Origin of the sequence: Amycolatopsis orientalis DSM 40040 = KCTC 9412 (assembly GCF_000478275.1) — a bacterium.
Taxonomy (GTDB): domain Bacteria; phylum Actinomycetota; class Actinomycetes; order Mycobacteriales; family Pseudonocardiaceae; genus Amycolatopsis; species Amycolatopsis orientalis.
In genome coordinates this window covers 61,999-87,156 of the sequence record NZ_ASJB01000085.1, presented here as the reverse complement: position 1 = coordinate 87,156, position 25,158 = coordinate 61,999, and the positions used below count along the sequence as shown (strand labels likewise).

At 68.1% G+C, this 25,158-nt stretch carries 24 protein-coding genes, 3 tRNA genes and 1 pseudogene; 14 read left to right on the top strand and 14 right to left on the bottom strand.

Annotated elements, in window-relative coordinates:
- Window positions 1–170: 170 nt before the first annotated feature.
- Together L324_RS35275 and L324_RS35270 are read left to right on the top strand one after the other, a co-directional pair.
- A complete protein-coding gene (locus L324_RS35275) occupies window positions 171–2,948 on the top strand; it encodes a sensor domain-containing protein (RefSeq protein ID WP_037319209.1) in 2,778 nt (925 codons plus the stop codon).
- Window positions 2,945–3,244, top strand: a complete 300-nt coding sequence (locus L324_RS35270; protein WP_037319207.1) for a GNAT family N-acetyltransferase — start codon at window positions 2,945–2,947, stop codon at window positions 3,242–3,244. Before L324_RS35275 ends, L324_RS35270 begins: the two co-directional genes overlap by 4 nt.
- Window positions 3,245–3,248: 4 nt before the next feature.
- On the opposite strand, the gene L324_RS35265 is transcribed toward L324_RS35270, so the two are convergent.
- The 10 genes and pseudogenes from L324_RS35265 to L324_RS35220 all read right to left on the bottom strand — a co-directional run bounded on the left by L324_RS35265 (window position 3,249) and on the right by L324_RS35220 (window position 9,200).
- Entirely contained in the window at window positions 3,249–4,070 is an 822-nt protein-coding gene (locus L324_RS35265) for an arylamine N-acetyltransferase family protein (RefSeq protein ID WP_037319204.1), read from the bottom strand.
- A 39-nt stretch (window positions 4,071–4,109) separates the two neighbouring features.
- On the bottom strand, window positions 4,110–4,343 hold the full coding sequence (locus tag L324_RS35260) for a hypothetical protein (RefSeq protein WP_235783741.1): 234 nt from the start codon (window positions 4,341–4,343) through the stop codon (window positions 4,110–4,112).
- An 8-nt stretch (window positions 4,344–4,351) separates the two neighbouring features.
- A complete protein-coding gene (locus L324_RS35255; protein WP_037319201.1) occupies window positions 4,352–5,554 on the bottom strand; it encodes an ABC transporter permease in 1,203 nt (400 codons plus the stop codon).
- On the bottom strand, window positions 5,551–6,255 hold the full coding sequence (locus tag L324_RS35250; protein WP_037319198.1) for an ABC transporter ATP-binding protein: 705 nt from the start codon (window positions 6,253–6,255) through the stop codon (window positions 5,551–5,553). The genes L324_RS35255 and L324_RS35250 overlap by 4 nt, the downstream gene beginning before the upstream one ends.
- Window positions 6,252–7,460, bottom strand: a pseudogene (locus tag L324_RS35245) (efflux RND transporter periplasmic adaptor subunit). The gene L324_RS35250 and the pseudogene L324_RS35245 overlap by 4 nt, the downstream one beginning before the upstream one ends.
- A 155-nt stretch (window positions 7,461–7,615) precedes the next feature.
- Window positions 7,616–7,689: transfer RNA gene (locus L324_RS35240), tRNA-Phe, on the bottom strand.
- 31 nt (window positions 7,690–7,720) lie between these two features.
- Window positions 7,721–7,794: transfer RNA gene (locus tag L324_RS35235), tRNA-Asp, on the bottom strand.
- Between the two features lie 28 nt (window positions 7,795–7,822).
- Window positions 7,823–7,895: transfer RNA gene (locus L324_RS35230), tRNA-Glu, on the bottom strand.
- A gap of 145 nt (window positions 7,896–8,040) precedes the next feature.
- Window positions 8,041–8,820, bottom strand: a complete 780-nt coding sequence (locus L324_RS35225) for an SCO6745 family protein (RefSeq protein WP_037319195.1) — start codon at window positions 8,818–8,820, stop codon at window positions 8,041–8,043.
- Between the two features lie 125 nt (window positions 8,821–8,945).
- A complete protein-coding gene (locus L324_RS35220; RefSeq protein ID WP_037319192.1) occupies window positions 8,946–9,200 on the bottom strand; it encodes a hypothetical protein in 255 nt (84 codons plus the stop codon).
- Between the two features lie 619 nt (window positions 9,201–9,819).
- Between L324_RS35220 and L324_RS35215 the strand changes: the two genes are divergently transcribed.
- On the top strand, window positions 9,820–10,239 hold the full coding sequence (locus L324_RS35215; RefSeq protein ID WP_037319189.1) for a hypothetical protein: 420 nt from the start codon (window positions 9,820–9,822) through the stop codon (window positions 10,237–10,239).
- Window positions 10,240–10,354: 115 nt separating this feature from the next.
- Here the strand turns inward: L324_RS35215 and L324_RS35210 are convergent, their stop codons facing one another.
- Entirely contained in the window at window positions 10,355–10,558 is a 204-nt protein-coding gene (locus L324_RS35210; RefSeq protein ID WP_003097368.1) for a cold-shock protein, read from the bottom strand.
- A gap of 421 nt (window positions 10,559–10,979) precedes the next feature.
- On the opposite strand from L324_RS35210, the gene L324_RS35205 reads away from it, so the two are divergent.
- From L324_RS35205 to L324_RS35180, 6 genes are all read left to right on the top strand, one after another.
- Window positions 10,980–12,218 (top strand): L,D-transpeptidase, encoded by a 1,239-nt coding sequence (locus L324_RS35205; protein ID WP_037319376.1) that lies wholly within the window; start codon window positions 10,980–10,982, stop codon window positions 12,216–12,218.
- 160 nt (window positions 12,219–12,378) lie between these two features.
- Window positions 12,379–12,699 carry a hypothetical protein gene (locus L324_RS35200; RefSeq protein ID WP_438938474.1) on the top strand — a complete coding sequence of 107 codons (321 nt, stop codon included), beginning with the start codon at window positions 12,379–12,381 and terminating at the stop codon, window positions 12,697–12,699.
- Window positions 12,700–13,257 carry a SigE family RNA polymerase sigma factor gene (locus L324_RS35195; protein WP_037319182.1) on the top strand — a complete coding sequence of 186 codons (558 nt, stop codon included), beginning with the start codon at window positions 12,700–12,702 and terminating at the stop codon, window positions 13,255–13,257.
- A 4-nt stretch (window positions 13,258–13,261) separates the two neighbouring features.
- A complete protein-coding gene (locus tag L324_RS35190) occupies window positions 13,262–13,717 on the top strand; it encodes a hypothetical protein (RefSeq protein WP_235783740.1) in 456 nt (151 codons plus the stop codon).
- Window positions 13,718–13,929: 212 nt separating this feature from the next.
- Window positions 13,930–15,345: an MFS transporter gene (locus tag L324_RS35185; protein WP_037319178.1), complete on the top strand. Its 1,416-nt coding sequence runs from the start codon at window positions 13,930–13,932 to the stop codon at window positions 15,343–15,345.
- A 9-nt stretch (window positions 15,346–15,354) separates the two neighbouring features.
- Window positions 15,355–15,939: a PaaI family thioesterase gene (locus L324_RS35180; RefSeq protein WP_020633063.1), complete on the top strand. Its 585-nt coding sequence runs from the start codon at window positions 15,355–15,357 to the stop codon at window positions 15,937–15,939.
- Between the two features lie 81 nt (window positions 15,940–16,020).
- On the opposite strand, the gene L324_RS35175 is transcribed toward L324_RS35180, so the two are convergent.
- Window positions 16,021–18,702, bottom strand: a complete 2,682-nt coding sequence (locus L324_RS35175; RefSeq protein WP_037319175.1) for a tetratricopeptide repeat protein — start codon at window positions 18,700–18,702, stop codon at window positions 16,021–16,023.
- A gap of 136 nt (window positions 18,703–18,838) precedes the next feature.
- Between L324_RS35175 and L324_RS35170 the strand changes: the two genes are divergently transcribed.
- The 5 genes from L324_RS35170 to L324_RS35160 all read left to right on the top strand — a co-directional run bounded on the left by L324_RS35170 (window position 18,839) and on the right by L324_RS35160 (window position 22,707).
- Window positions 18,839–19,591 (top strand): ESX secretion-associated protein EspG, encoded by a 753-nt coding sequence (locus L324_RS35170; RefSeq protein WP_235783739.1) that lies wholly within the window; start codon window positions 18,839–18,841, stop codon window positions 19,589–19,591.
- A 94-nt stretch (window positions 19,592–19,685) separates the two neighbouring features.
- Window positions 19,686–20,102 (top strand): hypothetical protein, encoded by a 417-nt coding sequence (locus L324_RS35165; RefSeq protein WP_037319169.1) that lies wholly within the window; start codon window positions 19,686–19,688, stop codon window positions 20,100–20,102.
- Between the two features lie 12 nt (window positions 20,103–20,114).
- The gene (locus tag L324_RS41905; RefSeq protein WP_081736569.1) at window positions 20,115–20,666 is read left to right on the top strand and encodes a DUF3558 family protein; all 552 of its coding nucleotides are present in this window, start codon (window positions 20,115–20,117) and stop codon (window positions 20,664–20,666) included.
- The gene (locus L324_RS41900; RefSeq protein ID WP_081736568.1) at window positions 20,666–21,202 is read left to right on the top strand and encodes a DUF3558 family protein; all 537 of its coding nucleotides are present in this window, start codon (window positions 20,666–20,668) and stop codon (window positions 21,200–21,202) included. Before L324_RS41905 ends, L324_RS41900 begins: the two co-directional genes overlap by 1 nt.
- Before the next feature lie 17 nt (window positions 21,203–21,219).
- Window positions 21,220–22,707, top strand: a complete 1,488-nt coding sequence (locus L324_RS35160) for a PPE domain-containing protein (RefSeq protein ID WP_037319166.1) — start codon at window positions 21,220–21,222, stop codon at window positions 22,705–22,707.
- A 43-nt stretch (window positions 22,708–22,750) separates the two neighbouring features.
- Here L324_RS35160 and L324_RS35155 read toward each other — a convergent pair whose 3' ends face one another.
- The gene (locus L324_RS35155; RefSeq protein ID WP_037319164.1) at window positions 22,751–23,716 is read right to left on the bottom strand and encodes a glutamate ABC transporter substrate-binding protein; all 966 of its coding nucleotides are present in this window, start codon (window positions 23,714–23,716) and stop codon (window positions 22,751–22,753) included.
- Window positions 23,716–25,119 carry a GlnX family signal transduction membrane protein gene (locus L324_RS35150; protein WP_037319161.1) on the bottom strand — a complete coding sequence of 468 codons (1,404 nt, stop codon included), beginning with the start codon at window positions 25,117–25,119 and terminating at the stop codon, window positions 23,716–23,718. The genes L324_RS35155 and L324_RS35150 overlap by 1 nt, the downstream gene beginning before the upstream one ends.
- Between the last annotated feature and the right edge of the window lie 39 nt (window positions 25,120–25,158).

Below are 25,158 nucleotides of genomic sequence, written 5' to 3'. Positions count from 1 at the left end.
CAAAAATTATTCACCCGATCGAAGAAGCTGACGGCCCCCAGTCACACAGCGTGTATTCATGTGCGCTCGCGCATATCTGCGGCGGTCGCCCTTCGGTTCGCGTATACAGCGCCCTTCACGGGTGGTGTAATCGACGGTGCCAGCACCGGTAGAGGGGGTTCGGACGGATCATGGAGGCTGACGCCCTCGCCGTGCCGGGAGCCGGGAATTCCGGTCGTCCGACAGGCGCACCGCTCGGAAACGAGCCGGTCGGCGATCTCGGCCTCGCGGGCGACCACGCCGCCATCTGGTCGTACGACTTCGAGGGCGAGACCCTGTCCTGGCTGCCCGGACTGGAGAACCTACTGGGCGGATCCGGCCTCAGCGAAGCCGAGATCGAGTCGCGGCTCGCCGATCTGGTGGCCCCGCTGACCTCCGGCACCCGCACCTCGCCACCCTGGCGCGAGTTCGAACTCGAGCAGTCGTTCCGGAACCCGGCCGGGGAGATCCGCTGGATCCGCCTGCGCGCCCGCACCTTCGGCGACGAGAACGGTTCTTCCGGATTGCTCGGGATCGCGACCGACGTGACCGACGTCCGCGAGAACCGGCAAGCCCTCGAAGATCTCACTGACCGTTACCGGCTCTTGGTGGAACTCAGCCCGGACGCGGTCTGTGTCCACGAGGCCGGCGTTGTCACGTACGTGAACAGAGCCGCCGTCAGCGCGCTCGGAGCGTCCTCGACGGCCGAGCTGATCGGGCGGCCGATCATGGACTTCGTCGCCGACGAATCGCTCCCCGCCCTGCTGGACAGGATCGCGTCGCTCCATCGCCAGGGCGCGTCGACCGAGCCCGCGGACACCGTCATGCTCCGCCTCGACGGCACGAAGTACCTGGTCCAGAGCATTTCGGTGCGGACCACCTGGGAAGGCAGGCCCGCTTTCCAGGTCATCATGCGCGACATCAGCGCGCAGAAGGCCGCCGAAGCGACACTGCGCTACCAGGCCGCGCTGATCAGCCACGTCAGCGACGCGATCATCGCCACCAGCGGCGCCGGGGTGGTGACCAGCTGGAACCCGGCCGCGGAGAACGTCTACGGCTGGACGGCGGAGGAGGCGATCGGCGGCACGGTGAGCGAACTCGTCGGTGCCGCGCTCGACCCGGAAACGGTGCTGCGCAAGGGCGGCGTCCTGCGGACGACCCACCGCCACCGCAACGGCTCGACACTGGCCATCCGCATCTCGGCCGCGGAGATGAACGACGGTTTCGTGCTGGTCTGCGCGGACGAAACGGCCCGGCGGCGCGCCGAGCAGCACTACAGCACGGTGGTCGCGTCGCTCGACGAAGGCGTGGTCGTGATCGGCCCGGGCGGTCTCATCGAATCGGCGAACCCGGCCGCGTGCCGGATCATCGGCGTCGACCACGACGACCTCATCGGCATCCCCTGCGTGATGCTGGAGCTCTACGACGAGCAGGGGCGCATTCCTCCGGCCAGGATGCCGTCGGTGATCACCCGGCGCACCCGGGTCGCGCAGAACGGTGTCGTGCTGCGACTGCGAAGGAGCGATGGCGGCGACGTCTGGATCTCGCTGACGTCGAGGCTGCTGACCCCGGAGGACCCGTCGGCGAAGTCCGTGGTCGCGTCGTTCACCGACATCACCGAACGTCGCGCGATCGGGGAACGGCTCGCCCACGAGGCGACGCACGATCCGCTCACCGAACTCGCGAACCGGACGCTGGTGCTGGACAGCCTCGCCGAAGCGCTGTCCGGTGCCGGCCGCGCCGAGCTGACCACGGTGCTGTTCATCGACCTCGACAAGTTCAAGGTGATCAACGATTCCCTCGGGCATTCCGTCGGCGACAAGGTGCTCCGCATCGTCGGTGAACGGCTGCGCCGGGGAATCGGCGAAAACGACCTGGTCGGCAGGCTCGGCGGCGACGAATTCGTCGTCGTCACCGCGGAGATCACCGAACCGGACGAGATCAAGGCGCTGGCCGAACATCTGCGCGAGGCGCTGACCGAACCCATCACGGTCAACGGCAGGCAGCTGCACATCGACGCCAGTATCGGCATCGTCACCGCGGCCAACGACGACACCCGGACCGCCGAAGACCTGTTGCGCGACGCGGATGTGGCTATGTACCAGGCGAAAACGCTAGGCCGCGCGCGCTACGAGTTCTTCGACGTCGAGCTGCGGGAACGGATGCAAAGGCGGCTCCGCATGGAGCAGGACCTGCGCGACGCCCTGCAGAACGGGGAACTCTGGACGGCGTACCAGCCGGTCGTGGACATCGAATCCGGCGAGATGGTCGCCGTGGAAGCGTTGCTGCGCTGGAAACATCCGGCGCACGGGACGATCTCGCCCGCCGAATTCATCCCGCTGGCCGAGGAAAGCGACCTGATCAACCTGATCGGCAAGCACGTCCTGCGCACGACCACCCGCGAGATCGCGAAGCGGCGCGAACGGCTCGACGTCGACCTGAACCTCAAGGTCAACCTTTCGGCACGGCAGCTGGACGACCCGCATCTGGTGCCCACGGTGCAGGACGCGCTGAAGACCACCGGCCTGCCGGCGCACGCGCTGACCCTGGAGGTCACCGAGAGCGCGCTGATGCGGGACCAGGCCGCGGCCGCCGAAGTGCTGACGTCGTTGCGCGATCTCGGTGTCTCGCTGGCGATCGACGACTTCGGCACCGGCTATTCGTCGCTCGCGCAGTTGCAACGGCTCCCGCTGGACACGCTCAAGATCGACCGCACCTTCGTCACCGGCATCGCGGAATCCCGCGACGCGGCCGCGATCGTCAAGAGCATCATCGCGATGGCGCACGCCGTCGACCTGATCGTCGTCGCCGAAGGTGTCGAGGACGAAGAGCAGCTCGCCGTCCTGCGCGAGCTGCGTTGTGACCAGGCACAGGGCTTCCATCTCGGCCGCCCCGTGCCCCCGGACGAACTTTTCGGAGCGGCTGAATGAGTGTCGAGATCACATCCGGAGAAGACCGCTACGACATCGTCGTGGACGGGAAACCCGCCGGGCACCTGGATACCCGTACGCGGCCGGACGCGATTCTGTTCCTGCACACCGAGATCTCGGACGACTTCGCCGGCCAGGGCCTGGCGGGCAAGCTCGTGACCGCCGCGCTCGACGACGTCCGGGCGAAGGGCAGGTCGGTCCTGCCCTACTGCCCGTACGTGCGCTCGTTCATCGCGAAGCACCGCGAGTACGAGGACCTCGTCCCCGAGGACAAGCGCGCCGAATTCGAACTCTGAGTCCTCAGCCGGGGTAGATCTCCAGCAGTTTCGCGAGTTCTTCCTCGGTCAGCACGACGTCCAGCTCGCGCAGCGTCGCGTCGAGCCGTGCGGCCGGGATCTTCGTGGTCTCCTTGGTCCCGTCCGGGCGTTCGACGATGAACTCCTCGCCGACGAGTTTCCGGCTGAGCCCCTCCTCCAGGCGCATGACCACCAGCTGCCCGGTGAACGGCGACCGCGGATGCGTCGACGTGTAGTGGTGGTAGACCTCGTAGTCGATCCGGTGCATCGGCGTGAGCGTGAAGGCGTGCAGGTCGGTCCAGTCGCCGTCCTCCAGTTTCTGCAGGCGCCACCAGTCGCCGTCGGCGACGAGCCGGTGCGGCCAGCCGGCCTGATCCACCACGGCGCCGTCGACCAGCGGCATCGGCACCAGCATCCCGGCGCCGAAACCGACGTCGACCAGGTGCCGGACACCGTCGGCCTCGACCACGAGCGTCATATGCGTGTACGGCCCGTTCTTCTGCGGCTGCACCCGCGCCACGAGCCGCCGCACGCGGTAGCCGAGTTGTTCGGCGGCCGCGGCGAACAGGCTGCCGTGTTCGTAGCAGTAACCGCCACGATGACGGCGGACGAGTTTGCCGATCACGTTTTCGAGCGCGATTCCCTTGTGCTGCCCCAAAACGACGTCCACGTTCTCGAACGGAACGGCCAGGACGTGGGCCTTCGCCAGTTCACGCAACGCGGCGGCGGAAGGCTTCGCGCGCTCTTGGCCGATCCGGCGGAGGTACGCGTCGAGGTCGAGGGTGTCGACGGTCCATTCGTCGACCTGTTCAGGTGCGAGTGTCATGCCGAAAGCGTGACACCTCCACCTGACTCGAGGTCAAGATCAGCGGACGGCCTGGCGGACGGGCACCGGCGCCGACGCCGGGGCGAACGCCGCGTGCGTCCAGGCGCCGGCGGCGAACACGGCCGCGAGCACCACCAGCCCGGCGAGCACCCGCGTAGTCCGGGAGAACGGCCGGGCCGCGCGGCTCAGCTCGCCGTGGAGGTCACCGGTCACCGCCGGACCGGCGACGATCTCCTCCGCGGTCGGTTCGGTGGCTTCGGTCGATGAGGACATCGGAACTCCTATTCGTGACGCAGGGCGTCGATCGGCCGCAGCTTCGCGGCCCGGTTCGCCGGGAAGACCCCGAAGAACAGCCCGATCAGGGCCGAAACGGCGAACGCGAGAAAGATCGAGGACGGCACCACGACCGGCTGGATCCCGGAAATCGTGAACCGGCTGCCGATCAGCCCGATCGCGACGCCGAGCAGCCCGCCGAACAGGCTGAGCATGGTCGCCTCGGCGAGGAACTGGCCGAGAATGGCCGCCCTCGGGGCGCCGACGGCCTTGCGGATGCCGATCTCCCGGATCCGCTCGGTCACCGTGACCAGCATGATGTTGGTGACACCGATGCCCCCGACCAGCAGGGAAATGGCCGCGACGGCGGCGAGCAGCACGGTGAACGTCTCGGTGGCCGAAGTGCGGGTCGCGAGCAGTTGTGCGGAATTCTGGATCTGGTAGTCGGCCGTGCCACCGGCGCGGATACCGTGCCGCGCGTCGAGGATCGCGGTGATCTCCGTCTGGGCAAGGGAAACCGCGTCCGCGCTCGTCGCCTGCGCGACGATCTGGCTCAGACTTCCGTAGCCCGCCAACGAGTTCTGCACCGCCGAGATCGGCGCGATCGCGACGTCGTCGGCGTTCTGCGGTCCGGTGCTCCCCTGCGCGCGGAGCACCCCCGCGACGGTGAACTGGATCCCGTTGAGCAGCACGTTCCGGCCGACCGGTTCGGCCGTGCCGAAGAGCGACTGGGCCGTCGTCGGGCCGAGGACGACGACCTTCCGTGCCGCCGCGACGTCCTCCGCGGTGAACAGGGCTCCGTCGGCGATCTCCCGGTTGGTCGTCGTGAAGTACGCGGGTTCGGTGCCCACGACGCTCGGTACGTCGTACGACGTCTGGCCCTGGGCAGCGGTGGCCGTCGTGGTGACCACCGGGGACGCCGCCTTGACGTCCGGGGCGCCGATCGGGTCGATGAGCGCGTGCGCGTCCTGCACCGTCAGCGGACGCGCCGTCGCGCTCTGGCCGCCGCCGCGCACCGGGGACACGGTGACGACGTTGGTGCCCAGCCCCTGGATGCTCGCCGCGACGGCCGCGGAGGCACCGTTGCCCACCGCGACGAGCAGGATCACCGCGGCGACGCCGATGGTGATGCCGAGTGTGGTGAGCGCCGAACGCGGCTTGTTCGCGGTGAGCCCGCGGATCGCGAACCGCAGGATCTCCAGGAGGTTCACGACGCCACCCCCACGGCGCGGATCGCCTCGTCCGAGACGATGAGCCCGTCGTCGACACGGATGATCCGGCGCGCGTGCGCGGCGACCTCGTCCTCGTGCGTGATCACCACGATAGTGCGGCCGAGCCGGTTCAACCGGTCGAAGACACCGAGGACGTCCTCGGTGCTGCGCCGGTCGAGGTTGCCGGTCGGTTCGTCGGCCAGCAGCATCGCGGGCCCGGTGACCAGCGCCCGCGCCACCGCGACCCGCTGGATCTGCCCGCCCGAAAGCTCACTCGGCAGGTGCCGGGCACGATCGGACAGGCCGACCAGTTCCAGCGCGGCGAGCGCGCGTGCCCGCCGGGCCGACCGGCGGAGTCCACTGTAGATCAACGGAAGCTCCACATTGGACAGAGCGGAGGTGCGCGGTACCAGATTGAAGGACTGGAAGACGAAACCGATCTTGCGATTGCGGAGCAACGCGAGCTGGCGCTCATTGAGATCGCCGACGCCGACTCCGTCGAGCAGGTATTCCCCCGAGGTCGGCACGTCCAGACAGCCCAGCACGTTCAGTAGCGTCGATTTGCCCGAGCCGGAGGCGCCCATGATCGCGACGTACTCGCCGGGCAGGACGGTGAGATCGACGCCGCGCAACGCGTGCACCGCGGTCTCCCCGTCCCCGTAGGTCTTGCGCAGCCCGGAGACCGCGATCACCGGGTTCATCCCCGACCGCCGAAGCCGCCCCCGGTACCGGGGCCACGCTGGACGCCACCGGTCCCGCCACCGGGAAGTCCCCCGAGGCCACCCGTCCGTCCGGTACCCCCGGTGCCGGTGGCGGCCGTCGCGGTCAGCACGACGCTCTCCCCCTCGGTCAGTCCCGAGGTGATCTGCACCGTCGACGCGCCGCGAAGCCCCACCTGCACCTGGCGGGGGACGTCCTGGCCGTTCTCCCGCACGGTGACGACGTTCCCGCCCCCGGCGGTCCGCACCGCGGCGGCGGGGACGCTCAGCGCGTTCTGGGCCTCGGCGACGGTGACCACGACACTCGCCTACTGGCCGGGCCGCAATCCCTCGGGAGGATCGGTCAGCGCCAGCTTCGCGCGGTAGGACACGACACTGCCACTGGTCGTCGGCGTCAGGTCGACACTGGACACGGTCGCCTGAACCGGCTTGTCCGGCAAGGAGTTCAGCGTCACCGTCGCCTTCTGCCCCGCCTTCACCTTGCTGACGTCGATCTCGGCGATCGAGGTGTCGACGACCAGGTCGGCCAGGTTCGTGATGGTGATGAACCCGCTGCCGGTGGACGACGAGGACGACGTCGCGGCAGGGGAATTCCCGCTCTGGGTGGATGACTGCGAGCTTCCGGAGGTGCCGCTGGAGGACGGTTGCCCGACGGTGCCGTTGATCGCGGTGACCGTTCCCGCGCCGGGCGCGTGGAGCGTGGTGTTGTCGAGCGCGGTCTGCGCGCTCTGGACGTCCAGCTCGGCCTGGTCCAGTTTGGCCTGCGCCGAGGCGACGCTGTTCTGACCTCCGGCGGGGGTGTCCTCAGCCGTCTCGGCGGTGTCCAGATTGCCCCGCGCGACCGAGAGATTCGCCTTCGCGACCTCGAGTTCCTTCGCCGCCTGAGCACTGTCGACGGTCGCCAGTTTTTGGCCTGCTGAAACGACATCGCCGACCTTCACGTCGATCGACGCGACCTTGCCCGCCGTGGCGAAGTTCGCCGTGCCGGTGTAGCCACTGGCGAGGGTCCCCGCGGCGGTGACGTTCTCGGTGACCGTCGCCCGGCGGACCGGTGTACTGCGCGTCTGGGCCTCCGCAGTGTTCCGCGTGGGGCTGAATGCCTGGTATATCCCGAAACCTGCTCCGGCCAGCAGCACGATCAACACACCGTTGATCACCCAGGCCTTGGAGGGGCGCGCTCGCGTCATGCGGCGACCCTGCCGCCGCTCCTTGGCAGGAGGCTGTTGATCGGCTGTGTGCCGGCTGTGGATCCGATCGGCCGCGAAGCCGTCCCGGCTTCGGCCGAGGCGGCCCCGGGCATGAAAAAACCGCCTCGACCGAGTCGAGGCGGTTCTGAGAGCGGTGGCCAGGGCCGGGGTCGAACCGGCGACCTTCCGCTTTTCAGGCGGACGCTCGTACCAACTGAGCTACCTGGCCGGGAACGCCGGCAAGGAGCCGAACGATCTTGCGACCCTGACGGGACTCGAACCCGCGACCTTCGCCGTGACAGGGCGACGCGCTAACCAACTGCGCCACAGGGCCTTGCATACTGCATTGTAACTGTACTGCGTACTCCCAACGGGATTCGAACCCGCGTTGCCGCCTTGAAAGGGCGGAGTCCTAGGCCGCTGGACGATGGGAGCCCGGTTCGGTTTCGGCGAACCGACCGACCCGCGCTCTCAGGTCCCCCCGGGAGCGAACATAACTATAGGACACCCCCGTTTTGGCTCCCGCAAGGGGGTCCACTAAGCCCTGCGCAGGGCTGGGACCTGCGAGAACGCGACGAGGTCAGGATACCAGCGCCGAACCGGCCCGCAAGGCGCCGAGACGCCGCCGGAGTTCGTCCCGCTCGGCGTCCGTGAGGGTGACGGCGAGAAGTTCGGCCACGCGCTCGTCGGTCAGCCGCTCGGCGTGCCGCCACCGCGCCCGCAGATCACCCTTGGCCTCCGCCGCGGCGATCAGCGCGTCGGCGGCCTCCTCGGACCACGCGGTGCGCAGAAGACGGCCACGGCCGCCCTCAGGGTCCGCGACGACGGCCTCGGGCACCGTCAGGCCCGCGGCGCGGAGGGCGGCGAAGTGGACGCCACCGCGGAACTCGCGGAAGACCATGAGCGCGAACGCCAGGCGCTCCACGTCGTCCGCCGGACGTTCGGCGAGTTGCCAGCCGGCGAACAACGCGAGACCACTAGCGTCCGCGGAGTCCACGAGACGGAAGAGCAGATCGGCCAGCCGACCCGGGTCGTCGGCGTCCGAAAGATTGACTCGCCCCCACTTCGCCGATGACCGCGAGTAGGCACGGACCGCGGAAGCCGCGTCGAGAGCGGCCATCGCGGGCGGCAAGGCGAACTCGAAGAGCCAGTGCGGGAAGATCCCGAACAGCTCCGCGACGACCTTCGGCGGCGGGTCGCCCAGGACCGCGGAACGCCCTCGCAGGTACAGCGTCCGCGGCGGCAGACCCACTTCGGCCTCGACTTCGGCGAGTTCCGGAGACGTCATGAAACGCCCGCCCAGGTCCTGCACCGTGCCCCGGATCTCGTGTGCGAGTTCGATCGTCGCTTCGTCACCCATGCTGCTTGCCACCTTCCCGCCAGTTGAATAATAACAGTGTTACACAACTGGGGACCCTGGCGTCAAGCGCGAAAAAAGCCCGGTCGCGCGGTGAACACACCACGCGACCGGGCTTCGGGAAAACCTCAGCGCTGGACGGGCGCCTGCCCGTCCTCATCCAGCGTCAACCCCAGCATGTCCAGCAACTGGACACAGTCATCGACACCCAGCGCCCCGTTGGCCACCGCCAGCCGGGCACGGCGCACCTGGTCGTCGGACACCCGCTGGGCATCCCCCTGACCCGTGCGCTGCGCCGGCAGACCACCGGCCACCGTTGAACTACCCCCATCGGCACCTTCGTACCGAAGGAGGAACTGTCGAACTTCCACAGACCCACCCATGGTTCCTCCAAACGGCCAACGAACAGCTTGGCCGCGAGGCTAGCCACAGCCGGCCACGCCACACAGCCCCCCGGAGAGTGAACCTGTCGACACGCTCCGCACAACGCAGAGCAATCACGCGGACACCGGCGCCACATGAACCACAGACGAACCAGAGGTGACGCGCCGACCGGAATTCTGCCCGCGCCCACTCGCCCTTCTCAGCAAACCGTGCAACAATCGATTTGCTGACACACCCCCGGTCAGCGCCTGTGGAGATCCCCTCCGACCCCCGCGTTCCTCCCCCTGGCGCGGGGGTCGTCTCATTCCACTTGCTTGTCGCGTCTCGACCCACTTGCTCGTCGCTTCGCGACTTCGCCGTGGGTCGTAGTGCTATCCCGGGGGGCCACCCCCCCCGGACCCCCCAGGGCCGTGCGGTGGCGGTTGGCAGCCCACCACCGGTGACGGCTGGCAACTCATCTTGTGCTCGCGCGAATTGCTTTCGTGATGCTTGGGTGTTGCGGTTTGTGATCACGGGAAATCGGTTTCTTGGGTGGGTTGGGCCGAATGGGGAAATAAAAGGGGTGTGTCGTGGCTCACTGTGGTTGGTTTGCCGAGACCGAACCGTTATCGTGGCCCGGTGCCCCTTCCTTCCCTGAGCCGTCGTAACGGCAGCCGCACGAACCTGAAGCCGGTCAACCCCGGTCGTCACCGCAACTCCGCCTCCAAGGAGGCCGAAGCGGTCGTCGAAGACACGGAGCTCACCAGCTACCTTCGTGCCCTCGCTCCCGAGAACGACCCGGAAAGCACCGGCACCGGCAAGCGCTTCGGTGAAGCGCAGGTGTTCCAGCTGCGGATGAACCTCATCGCCATGGAACAGCTCAAGGACGCCGCCGCTGAGCGTGACCTGTCGCCGCAGGCCCTGGCGCAGGAATGGATCCTCGAGCGCCTCTCGTGGGAGTCGCAGGCCAACTCGGCCCAGCAGCGCCGCCACGAAGAAGCCCACACCGACGAATTCCGCTTCGACGCCAACGCGTTCGATCAGCCCGTCGCCCGCTGACGCGGCACCCGGAACGGAACAGCACGAACGAAGAAGCTTTCACCGCACAGAAAAAGCCCCCGGCGAGAACGCCGGGGGCTTTTTGATCAGTCTGAGCAACGCCGAAAGGGCGGACTCAGATCGCGCGGACCTTCTGGGCCTGCGGGCCCTTCTGGCCCTGACCGACCTCGAACTCCACTCGCTGGTTCTCCTCGAGGGTGCGGAAACCGCGGCCCTCGATCTCCGAGTAGTGAACGAAGACGTCGCCCTCGCCGCCATCCTGCGCGATGAAGCCGAAGCCCTTCTCCGCGTTGAACCACTTCACAGTGCCTTGCGCCACCGCTGTACTCCTCGTTGCACATCCGCTTCGAGTGCCGCCGAAGCGACACCCAGACCGTCCCGGGCGGTTCCAACGAGTCGAGCGAAGAGCGCGTCACCGGCTCATGGCTCGCGTCAGAAGTTCCGCGAGTGTGAAGCCACGAACACGCAAAACGACGGCCTGATGGCAGAGTACCGGGATCTGGCCATATTTGAAGCCCGTGATCGGACTCTGGGCACCCCCCGGAGCCAAGGTCACCGGAACGTCGTATACCGCGCGGCCTTCTGTCGGACCCCCTCGCTACCCTGTCGCCGCACGCCGACCTCAGGTCAGCGTCGGACACGGACCGAAGTCGGTCATGCCCCGATCGTGAACTATGATCCACCCGATTGTGACTCGCATCACTCTCGGTCCGATCAACTTCCGGGGCGGTCCGAACGTCATGGTCGGTGTACAGGGGAGCAAAGGGGAAGCTTTGAGGTTCACTGAAACCGCCCGCCGCCGAGCGGCGATCGCGGCACTGGGGCTGGTGGCGGTTCTGACGCTGGGGGCGTGCAGCAGCGAGCCGACCGTGTCGGCCAGCGGGCCGGACGGCGGCGGCCCGCTCAACAGCGAGACCGGCGGGAAGGCCGCCGCGCCCGCCAAATTGACCTACGAGCCGGCCGCGGGCGCGCAGGACGTCGCGCCCGGCCAGCCGATCCGGGTCAGTGTCGCCGACGGCACGCTCGATCAGGTCGTGCTGACCAATCCGGAGGGCAAACAGGTCGCGGGCCAGCCGTCCGAAGACAAGAAGAGCTGGTCCACCACCGAACAGCTCGGCTACGGCAAGTCCTACACGTGGTCCGGCAAGGCCACCGGTACCGACGGCAAGCCCGTCGAGATCGGCGGGGCCTTCACCACGGTCAAACCGCGCAAGCAGGTGGGCGCGAACATCAACGTCTTCGACGGGCAGACCTACGGGATCGCCATGCCGATCTCGCTGACCTTCCCCGGCGGCGTCACCGACAAGGCGTCGGTCGAGCGCGCGCTTTCCGTCGAGACCAACCCGAAGACCGAGGGTTCCTGGGGCTGGGTCCACGACGACACCGAGGTCCAGTGGCGGCCGAAGGAGTACTGGAAGCCCGGCACCACGGTGAAGTTCAACGCCAAGATCTACGGCGTGAAGATCGGCGAAGGCGTGTACGGCAAGGAAGATCGCTCGGCGAGCTTCACCATCGGCCGTTCGCAGATCGTCACCGGCAACACCCAGACCCACCGGCTGGTCGTGGTCCGCGACGGCCAGCAGATCGCCGACTACCCGGCCAGCTACGGTCTCGACGCCGATCCCGGTCGCGTCACGCCGAGCGGCACGCACGTGGTGATGTCGAAGCACGACACGTACTCGATGACCAACCAGCGCTACGACTACGAGAACGTCGTCGTGCCGTCCGCGGTCCGGTTCTCCACGAACGGCGAGTTCATCCACGGCTACGCGAAATCGATGTGGGCGCAGGGCAAGAAGAACATCTCGCACGGCTGCGCGAACCTGTCCCCGGCCAACGCCAAGGAGTACATGGACGGCGCGCTCGTCGGCGACCCCGTGGTGATCGAAGGCAGCAGCGTGCAGATGAACAAGCAGCGCAACTACACGAACTGGGCCTACACCTGGGACGAGTGGAAGGCGCTGTCGGCGCTGAAGTGATTTCTCTGGAACCGGGCGGCCGGGAGACCTGCGTGGTCTCCCGGCCGTTCGTGTTTCAAGATCGGCCGAAACTCGATGCAACCCCAGGGCGAGCGAGGCGCATGTCTAACGGCGTAAGGCGCCGCGGCCAATGAGCGGCGCCCGGATCGAGGAGACACCCTTGCGCACTCGTATCGCACTTTCCGTCGGAGCGCTGCTGCTGGCGGCCGGCGCCGCACTGACGGGCACCTCGCTCGCGGCGGCGGACCAGGCGCCCACCACGACCCAGCCCGCCCCGGCTCCCCCCACCGCGAAGCCGACCGGGAACCCGACGGCGGCGCCCATGCCGACCACCGCTCCCCCGCGCGCGGAGCCCACTCCGGGGCAGAAGACCCGCCCCGCCGTCGAAAAGCCGGGCGAGCACCGGGTGCCGAAGGCGGTCCCGGCCGGACCGACCGGTGACCTGAACCTCCCCGCCGTCGTCGAAGGAGCCGGTAACTAGGTGTCGTCCAGCCGCTCGTCGAAGACCGGGACGGGCTCGCCGTGGGACGGCGAGTTCGCCCGGTACTTCGGCGAGCGCGCGCACAACCTGCGTGCCACCGCGTACCTCCTGTGCGGCGACTGGCATCAGGCCGAGGACATCACCCAGGCCGCGCTGCTCAAGCTCTATCTGGCCTGGCCGAGGCTCGCCCGCCACGACGCGCTCGACGGCTATGCGCGCAAGATCGTGCTGCGGACGTTCCTCTCCGAACACCGGCGGGTCTGGCGGAAACGGGAGAAGCTCACCGGCGAGCTACCTGAACTCCCGGCGGAGAGTGGCGGGAACGAACAAGAGATGCTGGTCAGGCATGCCCTGTCCGGCATCGCGCCGAAGCAGCGGGCCGTGCTGGTGCTGCGCTACTTCGAAGATCTCAGCGTCGAGGAGACGGCCGCGGCGCTGGGGTGCAGCACCGGCAACGTGAAGAGTCAGAGCGCCAGGGGCCTGGCGACCCTGCGTAAGCGGCTGGGTCCGCATTTCGGTGAACTGAGTTTGAGCGGAGTGCACGGCGATGGGAGGTGAGGAGATGGACGAGGACATCAAGAGCGTGCTTTCGCACGGGGTCGACGGTCCCCCGCTGGGCATCCGGGCGGCGGACATCATCGAGCGGGGTGGCCGGATCCGGCGACGGCGCAAGCGGCTCGCCGTGGCGGGCAGTTCGCTGGCCACGGCCGCGGTGATCGTGCTCGGGGCGGTCGCCGTGGGTGGCCGCGCCGGCGAGGGTCCCGCGCCGGTGCAGCCTGCCGGACCGGGACTGTCCACCGTCTCCCCCGCGCCGGTCACGCCCCCCGAGGAGTCGCCCCTGCCGGAGATCACTCCCGTGGAACAGCCGCCCGCGCCCGGTACGGTCGCCAAGCCGGGCCAGACGCGCTCGCTCCCCAAGACCACGCAACCCGCCCGGACGACGACCACCCCGCCGCGGGCACCTTCCGGAACGAAACCGTCGACCGTGGTGCCGCCGACAGCGGCTCCGACCCGCTGACGGCGTCCGGTAAGTCCGGATCGCGAGGGATAACCCAAAGTAATCGGAAATTCTCCGACATCGGCTTCACCTGGTGCTTCGTCACCTGCTTGGGGGAACAGGGCTCGCGCGATCGACGCAAAGCGCTGAACCCGCACGTTTGAACACCTACGGTCGAGGGAACAAACCGTCGACGATGGGTAAGTAAACGGGTGGGTCGGGAGGTCAAACCCATGGCCGAAGAGGCGCTGAGTACCGCGCATCAGGAAAAAGGGGAACCAGCGGAGGCCCCGCCGGAGCAGATCAGAAAGGCCGTCGCCGGAGCGGCGATGGGTAACTGCATCGAGTGGTACGACTTCGGTGTCTTCGGCTTCATGCCCGCCATCCTGGGACAGGTCTTCTTCAACGCCTCCAGTACTTCCGAAGGCGCTCTGGCGACCTTCGCGGTCTTGGCGATCACGTTCATCGTGCGGCCGTTCGGCAGCTTCGTGTTCGGCCCGCTGGGGGACAAGATCGGGCGCCAGAAGGTGCTCGCGCTGACGATCATCCTGATGTCGGGGTCGACGTTCATCATCGGCCTGCTGCCGTCCTACGCGACGATCGGTCCGGCCGCGGCGGTCCTCCTGATCCTGTTGCGCACCATCCAGGGCTTCTCGGCGGGCGGTGAATACGGCGGCGCGGCGACGTTCATCGCCGAGTACGCCCCCGCCCGGCGCCGGGGTTTCTGGGGCAGCTGGCTGGAGTTCGGGACGCTCGTCGGCTTCGCGATGGGCGCGGGCTTCGTCACGATCTTCACCGTGATCCTCGGCGACGACGCCATGCGCGAATGGGGCTGGCGCCTGCCGTTCCTGATCGCCGGACCGCTCGGCATCGTCGGTCTCTACCTGCGGAACAAGCTGGAGGACACTCCGCTGTTCCAGGAGATCGAGAAGAAGAACCAGGTCGAGAAGTCGCCGCTGAAGGCGTTGCTGAAGAAGCACTGGACGTCGATCCTGCACCTGATCGGCATCGTGGTGATGCTGAACGTGGCCGACTACATCGTGATCACGTATCTGGAGACCTACCTCAAGGACGTGGTCGGCTTCAGCGGGCACACGCCGTTGCTGATCATCCTGGCGACCATCGCGTTGATGCTCGTCTTGATCGTGCCGGTCGGCATCCTGTCCGACCGCATCGGGCGAAAACCCATCCTGATCGCGAGTTGCGCGAGCTTCCTGGTGTTGCCGATCCCGGCGTTCTCCTTGATGGGCGCGGCCGCGGACGACCGGAACGCCTGGCAGCTCATGCTCGGCCTGGTGATGATCGCGGTGCCGCTGGTGCTGATCCTGGCGGTGCTGGCGGCGACGCTGCCGGCGATGTTCCCGACGCAGGAGCGCTACGGCGGTTTCTCCATCGGGTACAGCGTTTCCACCGCGGCGTTCGGTGGCACGGCGTCGTACATCATCGGCAGCCTGGTGACCTCGACCGGCGACAACCTGTGGCCCGCGTACTACCTGATGGGCGCGGCGGCGATCGCGGCCATCCCGATCCTGCTGCTGCCGGAGACGGCCGGGGTGTCGTTGCGCGGCATCGTGAACTCGCGGATCGCGCGGCGGCGGAAGCCGGAGGTGGTCGCGCCCGGCGACCCCTCGGAGCTACCGGCGGGTTAACGTTTCTCCATGAGCCGTATCTCGCAGCCGTGGCCGCCGGTCGAAGTCGAACCGGCGACCGTCCACCCGAAGGCCCCGCAGCCGGGCAGCCACCTGGGCATCCACTTCGGTGAGTGTTTCGGGTGCGGCGACGAGATCGAGGCCGGGCTCCACCTGCATTCCACGGTGGGCGAAGGGACGACGGTGTACTCGAAGTTCACCGTCACCTCCGCCCACCAGGGTGCGCCCGGCCTCGCCCATGGCGGCCTGCTGGCCTGCGCCTTCGACGAGGCGCTCGGCGCGACCGTCGGCAACCTGCTGCGTCGTCCCGCCGTCACCGGGAAACTGGAGACCGACTTCCTGCGGCCGGTGCCGGTCGGTTCGACGCTCTACATCGCGACGAAGCTGGACGGTGTCGCGGGTCGCAAGATCTACGTGAGCGCCGACGGGCGTCTCGACGCCGAAGACGGTCCTGTGGCCGTGCGCGCGCGGGCGTTGTTCGTGCGGGTCGAGTTCGAGCACTTCAGTACCCACGGGGACCCCGAGGCACTGCAGAAGCTCGCCGCCGCACACGAAAAGGCCAAGCGCGAACGCGAGTGGGACATCAACCCCTGAGCGTCAACCCCTGAGCATTTCGTCCTCTGGATGCGGTGGTTCGCCCTACGAACTACCGCATCCAGAGGACGAAATGCTGGGTTAGGTGAGGGTCCTCGGCCTGATCGCGTTCGCCTTGTCGACGAGTTCGACGCGCTGGTCGACCGTGCCCGCCAGCCGCGCCAGGGTGCGGTAGCAGCGCTCGAGCCCGAACCTCAGATCCCGCTCGGCCAGGTCGCAGCCCAGCACCTTCGCGCCCGGTGTCGGCCGGTTCTGCGCGTTAAGCCAGCCGTACGCCGCTTCGAGGACCTCCGCGGACAGCCGCGTGCGACGTTCGGCGTCGAGCTGCAGCCGCTCCAGCCGCGTCGAAGCGTCGACGAGGTCGCGTTCGGACACCGGCACCGGATCCTTGCCGCCGCCGTTGATCCTGGTCTTGATCTTGATCGCGGCCACCTGCGCGGCGACGTAGTGCGTGGACGACGCCGGGACGGCTTCCAGCACTTCGATCGCGCTGGCACGGGCGCCCTGCGCGAGATACACCCGAGCGAGGCCGAAGGCGGCGCTGACGTACGACCGGTCCGTTCGCCACACCAGCTCGTAGTAGCGCGCGGCGCCGAAGTAGTCCCCGACGCCTTCCGCGCTGACCGCCAAAGCGAGCTTCGGCGCGATCTCGCCGGGCAGGTCGTCGTACACCGCTTCGAACGCGACGTGCGCGACGCGGGAGCGGCCACCCGCGAGTTCGATGAGGCCGCGGTACCAGTCGATCCGCCAGTCGTGCGGGAAACCGGCCTTGATGGCGAGGTACTGCGCGGCCTGCAGCTGCCGCTGCGCCTCGACCAGCTCACCGAGTTCGATCCGGGCCCGGACGATGCGCAACCGGACCTCGATCGACTCACGCGGTGCGCCGGCCAGCGACTCGATCGCGCCGCTCGGATCGAGGGCGACCGTCGAGGCCAGCATGCCCGCCGCCGGGTCGTCCGTGTCGACCTGCGGGATGGGCAGGCCGGAGACCACCTCGCCCGGATCCGGCAGCGGCACGCTCCCGCCGTGCTCCGGGACGACCAGGTCGACGCCGAAGGTGCGGGTCTCGGGACCGAAGACGGTCGAAGCGCCCGGACGCGGTTTTCCGGTGCCCAGCGCCATGATCTCGCGCAGTACACCGGTCAGCTGGTCGGCCATCTCCTCGGCCGCGATGAACCGGCGGTCCGGGTCGGTGTGCGTCGCGCGCTTCAGGAAGCGGTAGTACGAACCGAAAAGCGCGAACAGCGGGACGACGTCCGGTCCGGGCAAGGTCGTCTTGTACTTGCTGGTGTAACCGGAGAATTCGAAGCTGAGGACGGCGAGCGTGCGGCCGACCGTGTACAGGTCCGACGCCACCGAAGCGCCGTGGGTCGCCAGTTCGGGTGCGCTGTAACCGGTCGTGAAGAACAGCGGGCTCTCGTAGTCGTCGATGCGGCGGACGGCGCCGAGGTCGATCAGCTTGAGCTGTTCGTGCGTCTGGATGACGTTGTCGGGCTTGAGGTCGCAGTACAGCAGGTTCTGGCTGTGCAGGTAGCCCATGGCGGGCAGGATCTCGAGCCCGTAGGCGATCACCTGGCCGATCGGCAGTGGCTCCGGGCGCTTCGTCTCGCGATGGTGCGCGAGCGCGAGCTGGCGCAGCGACTGGCCGCCGACGTACTCCATGACGATGTAGCCGACGGAGTTGCCGGTGTCGCCGTCGGGATGCTGCACGAAGTTGTGGATCTTGACGATGTTCGGATGCTCGACCTCGGCGAGGAACCGCTGCTCGTTGGCCGCGGCCGCCATCGCGGTGGCGTCACCGGTGTCGATCAGGCCCTTGAGCACCACCCAGCGGTCGCTGACGTTGTGGTCCTGCGCGAGGTAGATCCAGCCGAGCCCGCCGTACGCGAGCGCGCCGAGCACCTCGTACTGGCCGCCGAGGATCTCGTTCGGCCGCAGCTTCGGGACGAAGGAGAACGGGTTCCCGCACTTCTCGCATTCGCCTTCCGGGGCACCGGGTTCACCGTTCTTGCCCCGGCCGACCTTGGCGCCGCAGCTGCCGCAGAAGCGTTTCTCCTCCGACACCATCGGGTTCTCGAGGACAGCGGAGGCCGGGTCGCGATACGGCACCTGCGGGACGTCGACGAGCCCGGCGCCGAGACGGCCGCGGCGAGAGGTGCGCGACGACGTCCGGCGGGCGGTTCCGGGGAACGAACCGGTTCCGGTGCCTGTCCCCCGGCTGCCCGATCCGGTGCCCGTTCCCGTGCCGGTGCCCGTCCCCCGGCTTTCGCTGGACCGCTCGGGGAGCACGCTTTCCGTGCCCGGGTCCGGCAGCGGTCCTGGTCCGTGGTCGACCCGCGGCGACGGCGGCATGATGCTCTGCGTCTCGGGGGTCGGCGAGGAGAGCACACTGGTCGGCTGCGGCGCGTCGGCGGGAACCTGCCACTCGGGGCGGACCACCTGGGTCTGCGGTGTCACCGGCGCCATGTCGCCCGGCGGACGCGTCGGGTCGTCGGCGCCGGGGATCGGCCGCTGCTGACCGCGCGGCGGAGTCTGCGGGCGCTGGACCGGCGCGTGATAGATCGTGCGCTCGGCGTCGTTCTCCGGCTGCGGAGCGGGGTTCGGCTTCGGCGGTTCGGAGAGATCGAGCCTGCCGGAAATGGAGGGTTCCGGCGTCTCCCAGCGGACCGGGGCGGGCGGCGTCCAAGAGGCGGGCTCCGCCTCGTTGTCCGGCGTGGGGCCATCCGGCGCTGCGTGCCGAGGACGGCGCGGCTCCTCCGACACTGGTACCTCCCGAAATCCCCGCGACGACGTCGTCCCTGATCCTAGTCGTGGCCAGGCAGGTCGTGCCCGTGCCGGGTCGAACCCGCTACGGTGCGGGAGAGAACCGATTCAGCAGGTGATGAGGGGGAGGACCGGAGTGCCTGCGTCATTTTCGATGTCGATGGCCCAGCTCGACGTCGTACTCGAAGAACTCGGGCTCGGCAGATTCGTGCTGCCCTTCGAAATGCCGACCGTCGGCACCACCAACACCGAACGCGAGCGACACTGCGACGAGGTCTGGGCCGAACTGGCCGACCGCGGCTTCGCGCGCGGCCGCGAACTCCTGCCGGACTACGAAGCGACGCTCCGGCTCTGGGCCACAGCGGACTTCGTCGTCACCCTGGAAGCGCACGAAGTCGAACAGGACGCCGAATACCTCTATCGGGGGACCTGGGACCGGCGTCTGGGCGTCGTGAGCCAACAACGCGGATTCGACATCCTCTTCGAACCGGTTTACCCCGAACAGGTCGTCGCCGTCCTCCTCGACAACCTTCCGTCACTGCAGCCCTTCCCCGGACGAGTGACGACGTCCAGCACCCTTCCCCCGTCCAAACGACCGGACGACCCGTTCGACGAAGATCCCGACAATCTCCGCCTGGGCGCCGCGGGCCGGTTCTTCGAGTACCCCCTCGCGCGGCTCGGCACGATCGGCATCACCCTGCGCGACGACCGGGGTAAACCGCAGCAGAAGAGCGTCCAGTGGTTCGACAGCGTCCAGGGCCGCTTCATGCTCACCACCGACCGCTTCCCCGACGGCGAGGTCCGGCGCACTTTCACCCCGACCAACGGCTCTCACCTGGCACGATGGATCCACGACCTGGTCGAAGCCGCCCGCGTCGGCAGCGCGTGATCCTCGCCGGAAGGCGGCCTTCGGGGTCGTTTCCGCTGATATCGTGATCTGACGAGCGCTACGAGTAACCGGGACTTGGTACAGGGGAGAGACCATGACGGACGGCACCGGCGGACCGCCGGGCGACTTCTCGGCGATGCTGGGCGATTTCTCGGCGCAGGCCGACGCGATGGTCAAGGCGGCGAAGGAAGGAAAGTTCGCGGTCAGCGAAGAGGCCGGCGAGGCGTTGAAGACGGCGATCGACGACTACGTCGATGACTGGACGAACAACCAACGGCACTTCCACCGCCTTGCCGAGAAACCGAAACTAGGCACTGGCCCGTTCGCTCAGCAAGTTGGCCATCACGCCTCGTTGGTGGCAGACGGCGACGAACTGTCCGCCAAGAGGCAGTTGGACGCGCTGCAGAACGTGCTCAACCGTGCCAAAGAAGCGATCGATCTGGCCAAGGTTCGATATCACCAGCGAGACTCAGGCAACGCTGACCAGCTGAACTCCCTGCGACAGGACTGACAGATTACTGATATGACCACCAAATCAAAGCTTTGGGTTCTCGCCGCGCTGGTACCTGCCGCCCTTGCGCTCACGCTCTCCGCCTGTTCGTCCGAAAAACCCGGCAACGCCATGACAGCGACGAACCCAACGCCGCCGCCGTCCACCCAGGGAAATGGGACTGCGAACGTATTCGGTGATCTGAAGGCTTGCGACCTTCTTGAGCCGATCACGACGCCAAAGGGCTTCGATCCGCCAGTCGTCGAGACAGCGGAGAGCGACAACGGATGCGCCGCACAGAAACGTCGATACGCCTCCGTCAGTATCTATCTCGTACCCGAGGCCGGGATAGACCAACTGTCGGCCGGGCAAGGAACCAAGATCCCGACAAAGGTCGGTGGCCGCGAGGCAGTGGAAATTCCGGGGGACTCCGGTACGGAAGCCTGCACGGTGGCGATCGCCGTCACGCCCAACGCCCGAATGACGGCATCTACGTCCCTCAACGAGGGCACGAACGAAGAAGCGTGTGCCCTTGCCAGGGAACTGGCCGTCGCCGCTGAGCCCAAACTTCCCAGGGTGGGCTGATGGCCCTTCACTCAGGTCCCGGTTCTCCGGTCGCTCCTGTCGCGGTACTCGCGGTTGCGGCCAGTGCTTGTTCGTCCGAGCTTCCGGGTAGCGCCGTGCCTCAGGCCGCGGCGATCAAGTCCAGCACTCGGTCGGCCGATGTATTCAGGAACCTCAATGCCTGCGACTTGCTAGAGCCGACAACCACGGCCAAGGGATTCGAGTCTCCCAAAGAAGAGACCTACGAAAGTGACAACGGCTGTGCGGCAAGAAAGCAAGGATACGGCTCCGTAAGCATTTATATCGTTCCGGAGGCCGGCATCGACCAGCTGTCACCAGGGCAGGGAACCAAGATTCCCACGAAAGTCGGCAGCCGGGAGGCCGTCGAAATTCCCGGTGATGCGGGGAAACAGGCATGCACGGTCGCGATCGCCGTGACAGCGGGTTCCCGGCTCACGGCATCGACATCCTTGAACAAGGGAACCAACGAGGAAGCCTGCGCCCTGTCCAGGGAAATCGCGACAGCCGCTGAGCCGAAACTGCCAAGAGGGAACTGACGGAACGGGGAGGGACCATGGTCAACGTCGGGCAAGACGACTTCAACAGCACGTTCTCCGTGACCGGCAAGGCCAATCGCGATTACGAGGCCAAGCGCTACTCGGACACGTACAACGAGACCAATGCCGGTCCCGGCGGAAACTCCCTGACCGCGAAGCTGACGGCTGAGGCGAAAGCGGGGCAGTACTCCGGCGAGCAGGCCGCGGCGCTGTCCCAAGGTCAACAGTTCCGGACCGGCCTCAACCCTTCGGAACAGCGTTACGAAGCCGTCCCGCACGGCGAGTTGAAGAACATGGTCACGCAGGACCTCGACCCTCGTGACATCGACGAAAAAGGGGAACTCTGGAACAACCAGGGCAACTCACTGAATACCTTCAGCAACGCCGTCCGCGCCGCGATCAGCAAAGAGGGCGAGCACTGGCAGGGAGATGGCGCGCAGGCGGTCACCAGCTTCTTTTCCAACATCAGCAAGTGGGCCGACACTGCGGGCGACGGCGCGTACCTCGCTTCCAACCGCTTCTCCCAGTCGGCCGCCGCGGCGACCACCGCGAAGAACTCCATGCCCGAAGAGATCCCCTTCGATCGCAACGCCGAATACAAGACCGCCATACAGCAGTTCGCGTCGGGGAACTTCGCGGGCGCGGTGGACACGGTCGGCAACATCTCGGCCAAGCAGGAGCAGTCGTTCCAGGCGCATCAGCAGGCCGCGCAGGTGATGCACACCTACGACCAGTCGCTCTTCGACGTCAATTCCAAACAGCCCACCTTCGCCCCGCCGCCGGAAATGGGCGATTCGACGACGGCGTCCGGGTTCTCCGGGGGCAGTGACGTCAAGGGGTTCAGTGGCGGGCCGGGGCCGAGTAGCGGTCCTGGGCCTGGAACGCCCGGGCCGGGTGGGCCGAGCGGGCCGACGCCGGGGCCGGGGATCACCACGGGCGGCGGGCACACCGGGACGCCGGGGCCGGGCCAGACGTTCGGCGGGCCGCCGGGGTCGTTCCGGCCTGGGCCGGCGCCGGGGCTGGCCGCGCTCAACAGTCCTGGGCCCACCGGGCTCGGGCGGCTGGGCAGCGAGCAGTACCGCGGCAAGCCCGGCCGGACGCCGAGCGGGCCGGGTGGCAGTGCGGCGAGCCGGTTGACCGGTGGCGGCGGCAAGAGCGGCGGCGGGTTCGGGCGGAACGGCGGATCGGGCAACGTCGCGGAGCGGCTTTCGGGCGGGAAGGTTTCGGCCGGGGAGGCCGAGAGGCTGGCAGGCAAGGGCGGCGGGTCCGGGTCGGGCAAGCTGCCCGAGGAGCGGGTCACCCGGGGCGGCGCGGCCGCGGCGGGCAAGAGCGGCGGTCCGGGCGCGATGGGCGCCGGCGGTCCCGGTGGCAAGGGGCAGAAGGAAGAGGACAAGGAAAAGAAGGCCCCGAACTACCTGCAGGAAGAGGACGCCGACGTCTTGTTCGGCGGCTACGACGGCGAAACGAAGCCGGTACCGCCGGTGATCGGCGAGAAGTCCCCCTAGGCGCGAAACGGGCCGTTCGGGAGCGATCCCGAACGGCCCGTTCTCACTTGTACTGGGGTGAGGGCGGCGTCCCGCCTTCGAGTTTGTTCCCGATCCACTTCGCGTAGATCGCTTGCCACGCCCCGCCTCGCACGTTCTCCAGCACGGCGTTCACATACCGCACCATGTCCTCGTTCTCCTTCGGCACACCGATGCCGTAGTTCTCCTCGGTGAACCGGTCCCCGACGATCTTCAGCGTCGGGTCCTGAGCGAGCATCCCGGCGAGGATGACGTCGTCCGTCGACACGGCCTCGACCTGTTTCTGCTGCAACATCACCAGGCAGTCCGACCAGTTGTCCACCGAGACCGGCACCGGCTTCGAGGGGTCCGACGCGATCTTCGTCAGCGAGGTCGACGTCTTGGTCGCGCACACCCGCCGCCCGGCGAGGTCCGAGAGCTGGGTGACCTTCGAGCCCGACTCGACCAGGATCCGTTGTCCCGCCTGGTAGTACGCCGTCGAGAAGTTGACCTTCTTCAGCCTGCTGCAGGTGATGCTGTAGGTCCGCACCACGATGTCGACCTGCTTCTTCTCGAGCACTTCTTCCCGCAGTTTCGACGGAATGGCCCGGAACTGCACACGCCCTTCCGCGCTGCCGAAGATCGCCTTGGCGATCTCGTTGACCATGTCGATGTCGAAGCCTTCGAGCTGACCAGAAGTCGGATTCCGGAAACCGAACAGGAACGTCGTCTGGTCGACGCCGGCGATCAGTTTGCCGTTCTCCTTGATCTTCGCCATCGTCGAGCCGCTGCTGATCTGCGTGCCGTTGATCGGCCGCAGGCTCGCCAGCGGATTGCAGCTCGTGTCGGCCGTCCCGCCGCCACCGGCGTTGTCCGCCCCGCCGACGTTCGCGGGCAACGGCGGGGCGACGTCGCCGACCGGAGCCGGGTCGACCGGCGCCCCCGCGCTGCCACAAGCCGTCGCCAGCACCAGGACCGCGCCGAGCACGGCCCCTCGCAGACCGTTCCGCATCACCGGTACTCCCTCAGCCGTTCACGGATTCCCAGCGCCGACCCCGCCGCCGCGATCAGCGCCAGCACCGCGATTCCCGGCGCGAGCACGGTCAGCGCGCGTTCGGCGCCGCGGGTGTCGTCGAGGAACTCCTGCCGTCCCACGTTGATCGCGGCCACCAGGTTCTCGTCGAGCCGCAGGAACGCCCCGGCCGCGCCGTCCTTCTTGTCGTCGCGGATGGCCGTGGCGACGGCGTCCTGATAGAAGCCGTCGTCGTCCTGGCGCCGCACCTCGGCGTGCGCCTTGAACCACGCCGACGCCGCCTGGATGGCCGCGTCCACCTTGTCCGCGGCCGCGCCGCCCGCCGCGAGGCCGCGGGCCTCGCCCAGCAGGCCGCCTTGGCCGTCCGACCCGCCGAGTTGCCCGGCGAGATCGCGGAAGTCCTTTTCGTACGCCGCGCCGTCGCCGCGGGCGACGAGGGTCAGCGTTTCGTCGGCTCGCGCCTGCAGCGCCGCGATCCGAGCCCGGACGAGGACGTCCACCTGGTGCGAGCCGTCTTCTTCACCGCTGCCGACGAGGGTGCTCTGCACGATCAGCGCGACCGCGCCCCACAGCAGGGCGACCACCACCGACACGGTCGCGACGACGAGCCCGACGTTCAGCAGCCGGTTGGTCTTCCGGGTCAGGTGCACCTGGGTGACGATCAGCGCGGCGAGCAGGGCGAGCACCAAAGCCGTTGCCAGCCAAGGGAATCCGGTCGCGTCGTCCTGTTCGGCGGCGAGCCGGTCGGTGTCGATGCGGTACAGATCCTGGGCCGCGGGAAGGATTTTCGCCCGCATCAGCTCGGACGCCTCACGCAGATAGGACGCGCCGACGGGATAACCCTGCCGGTTGTAGGTACGCGCGGTCTCGATCAGTCCTGTGTAGACGGGAAGCTCGCGGCCGAGGGTGTTGATCTGCTCGGCCGCCTCGTCGACGCCCGACGAGTCCGACGCCGCCTTCGCCAGCGCCGCACCGGCTTCCGCGATGTCGCGTTCGTACCGCTGACGCATCGGGAGCGGCTCGGTGCCGATCGAGAGGAACGAACTGGCGGCGGTCGCGTCGGCGTCGGAAAGCGCGCGGTAGACCTGTTGCGCGGCGGCGGCCAGCGGTTCGCGGTGGTCGATCAGGCCGTTGATCGTGTCCTTCTTGTCCTGCGCGGCCAGCGTGCCGAACAGGCCCGCGACCAGCGACAGCAGGACGAGCCCGATCGCGATCACCGACAGCCTGCCCGGGGTGGTCGCCGCGGACCGGACGATCGCGCGGATCCCGTTCCCCGGCAGCTCGAGCAGTCCGGCGATCCCGCTGCGGCCTTCGGGCGCAGGGGGCGGCGCCGGTGCGGCGGGGCTCCCCGGCGGCCCCGGCCGGGTCACAGTGCTCGTCATCGCCGATCCTCCCCATTGGCTCTACCCGCAAGAAGGTAT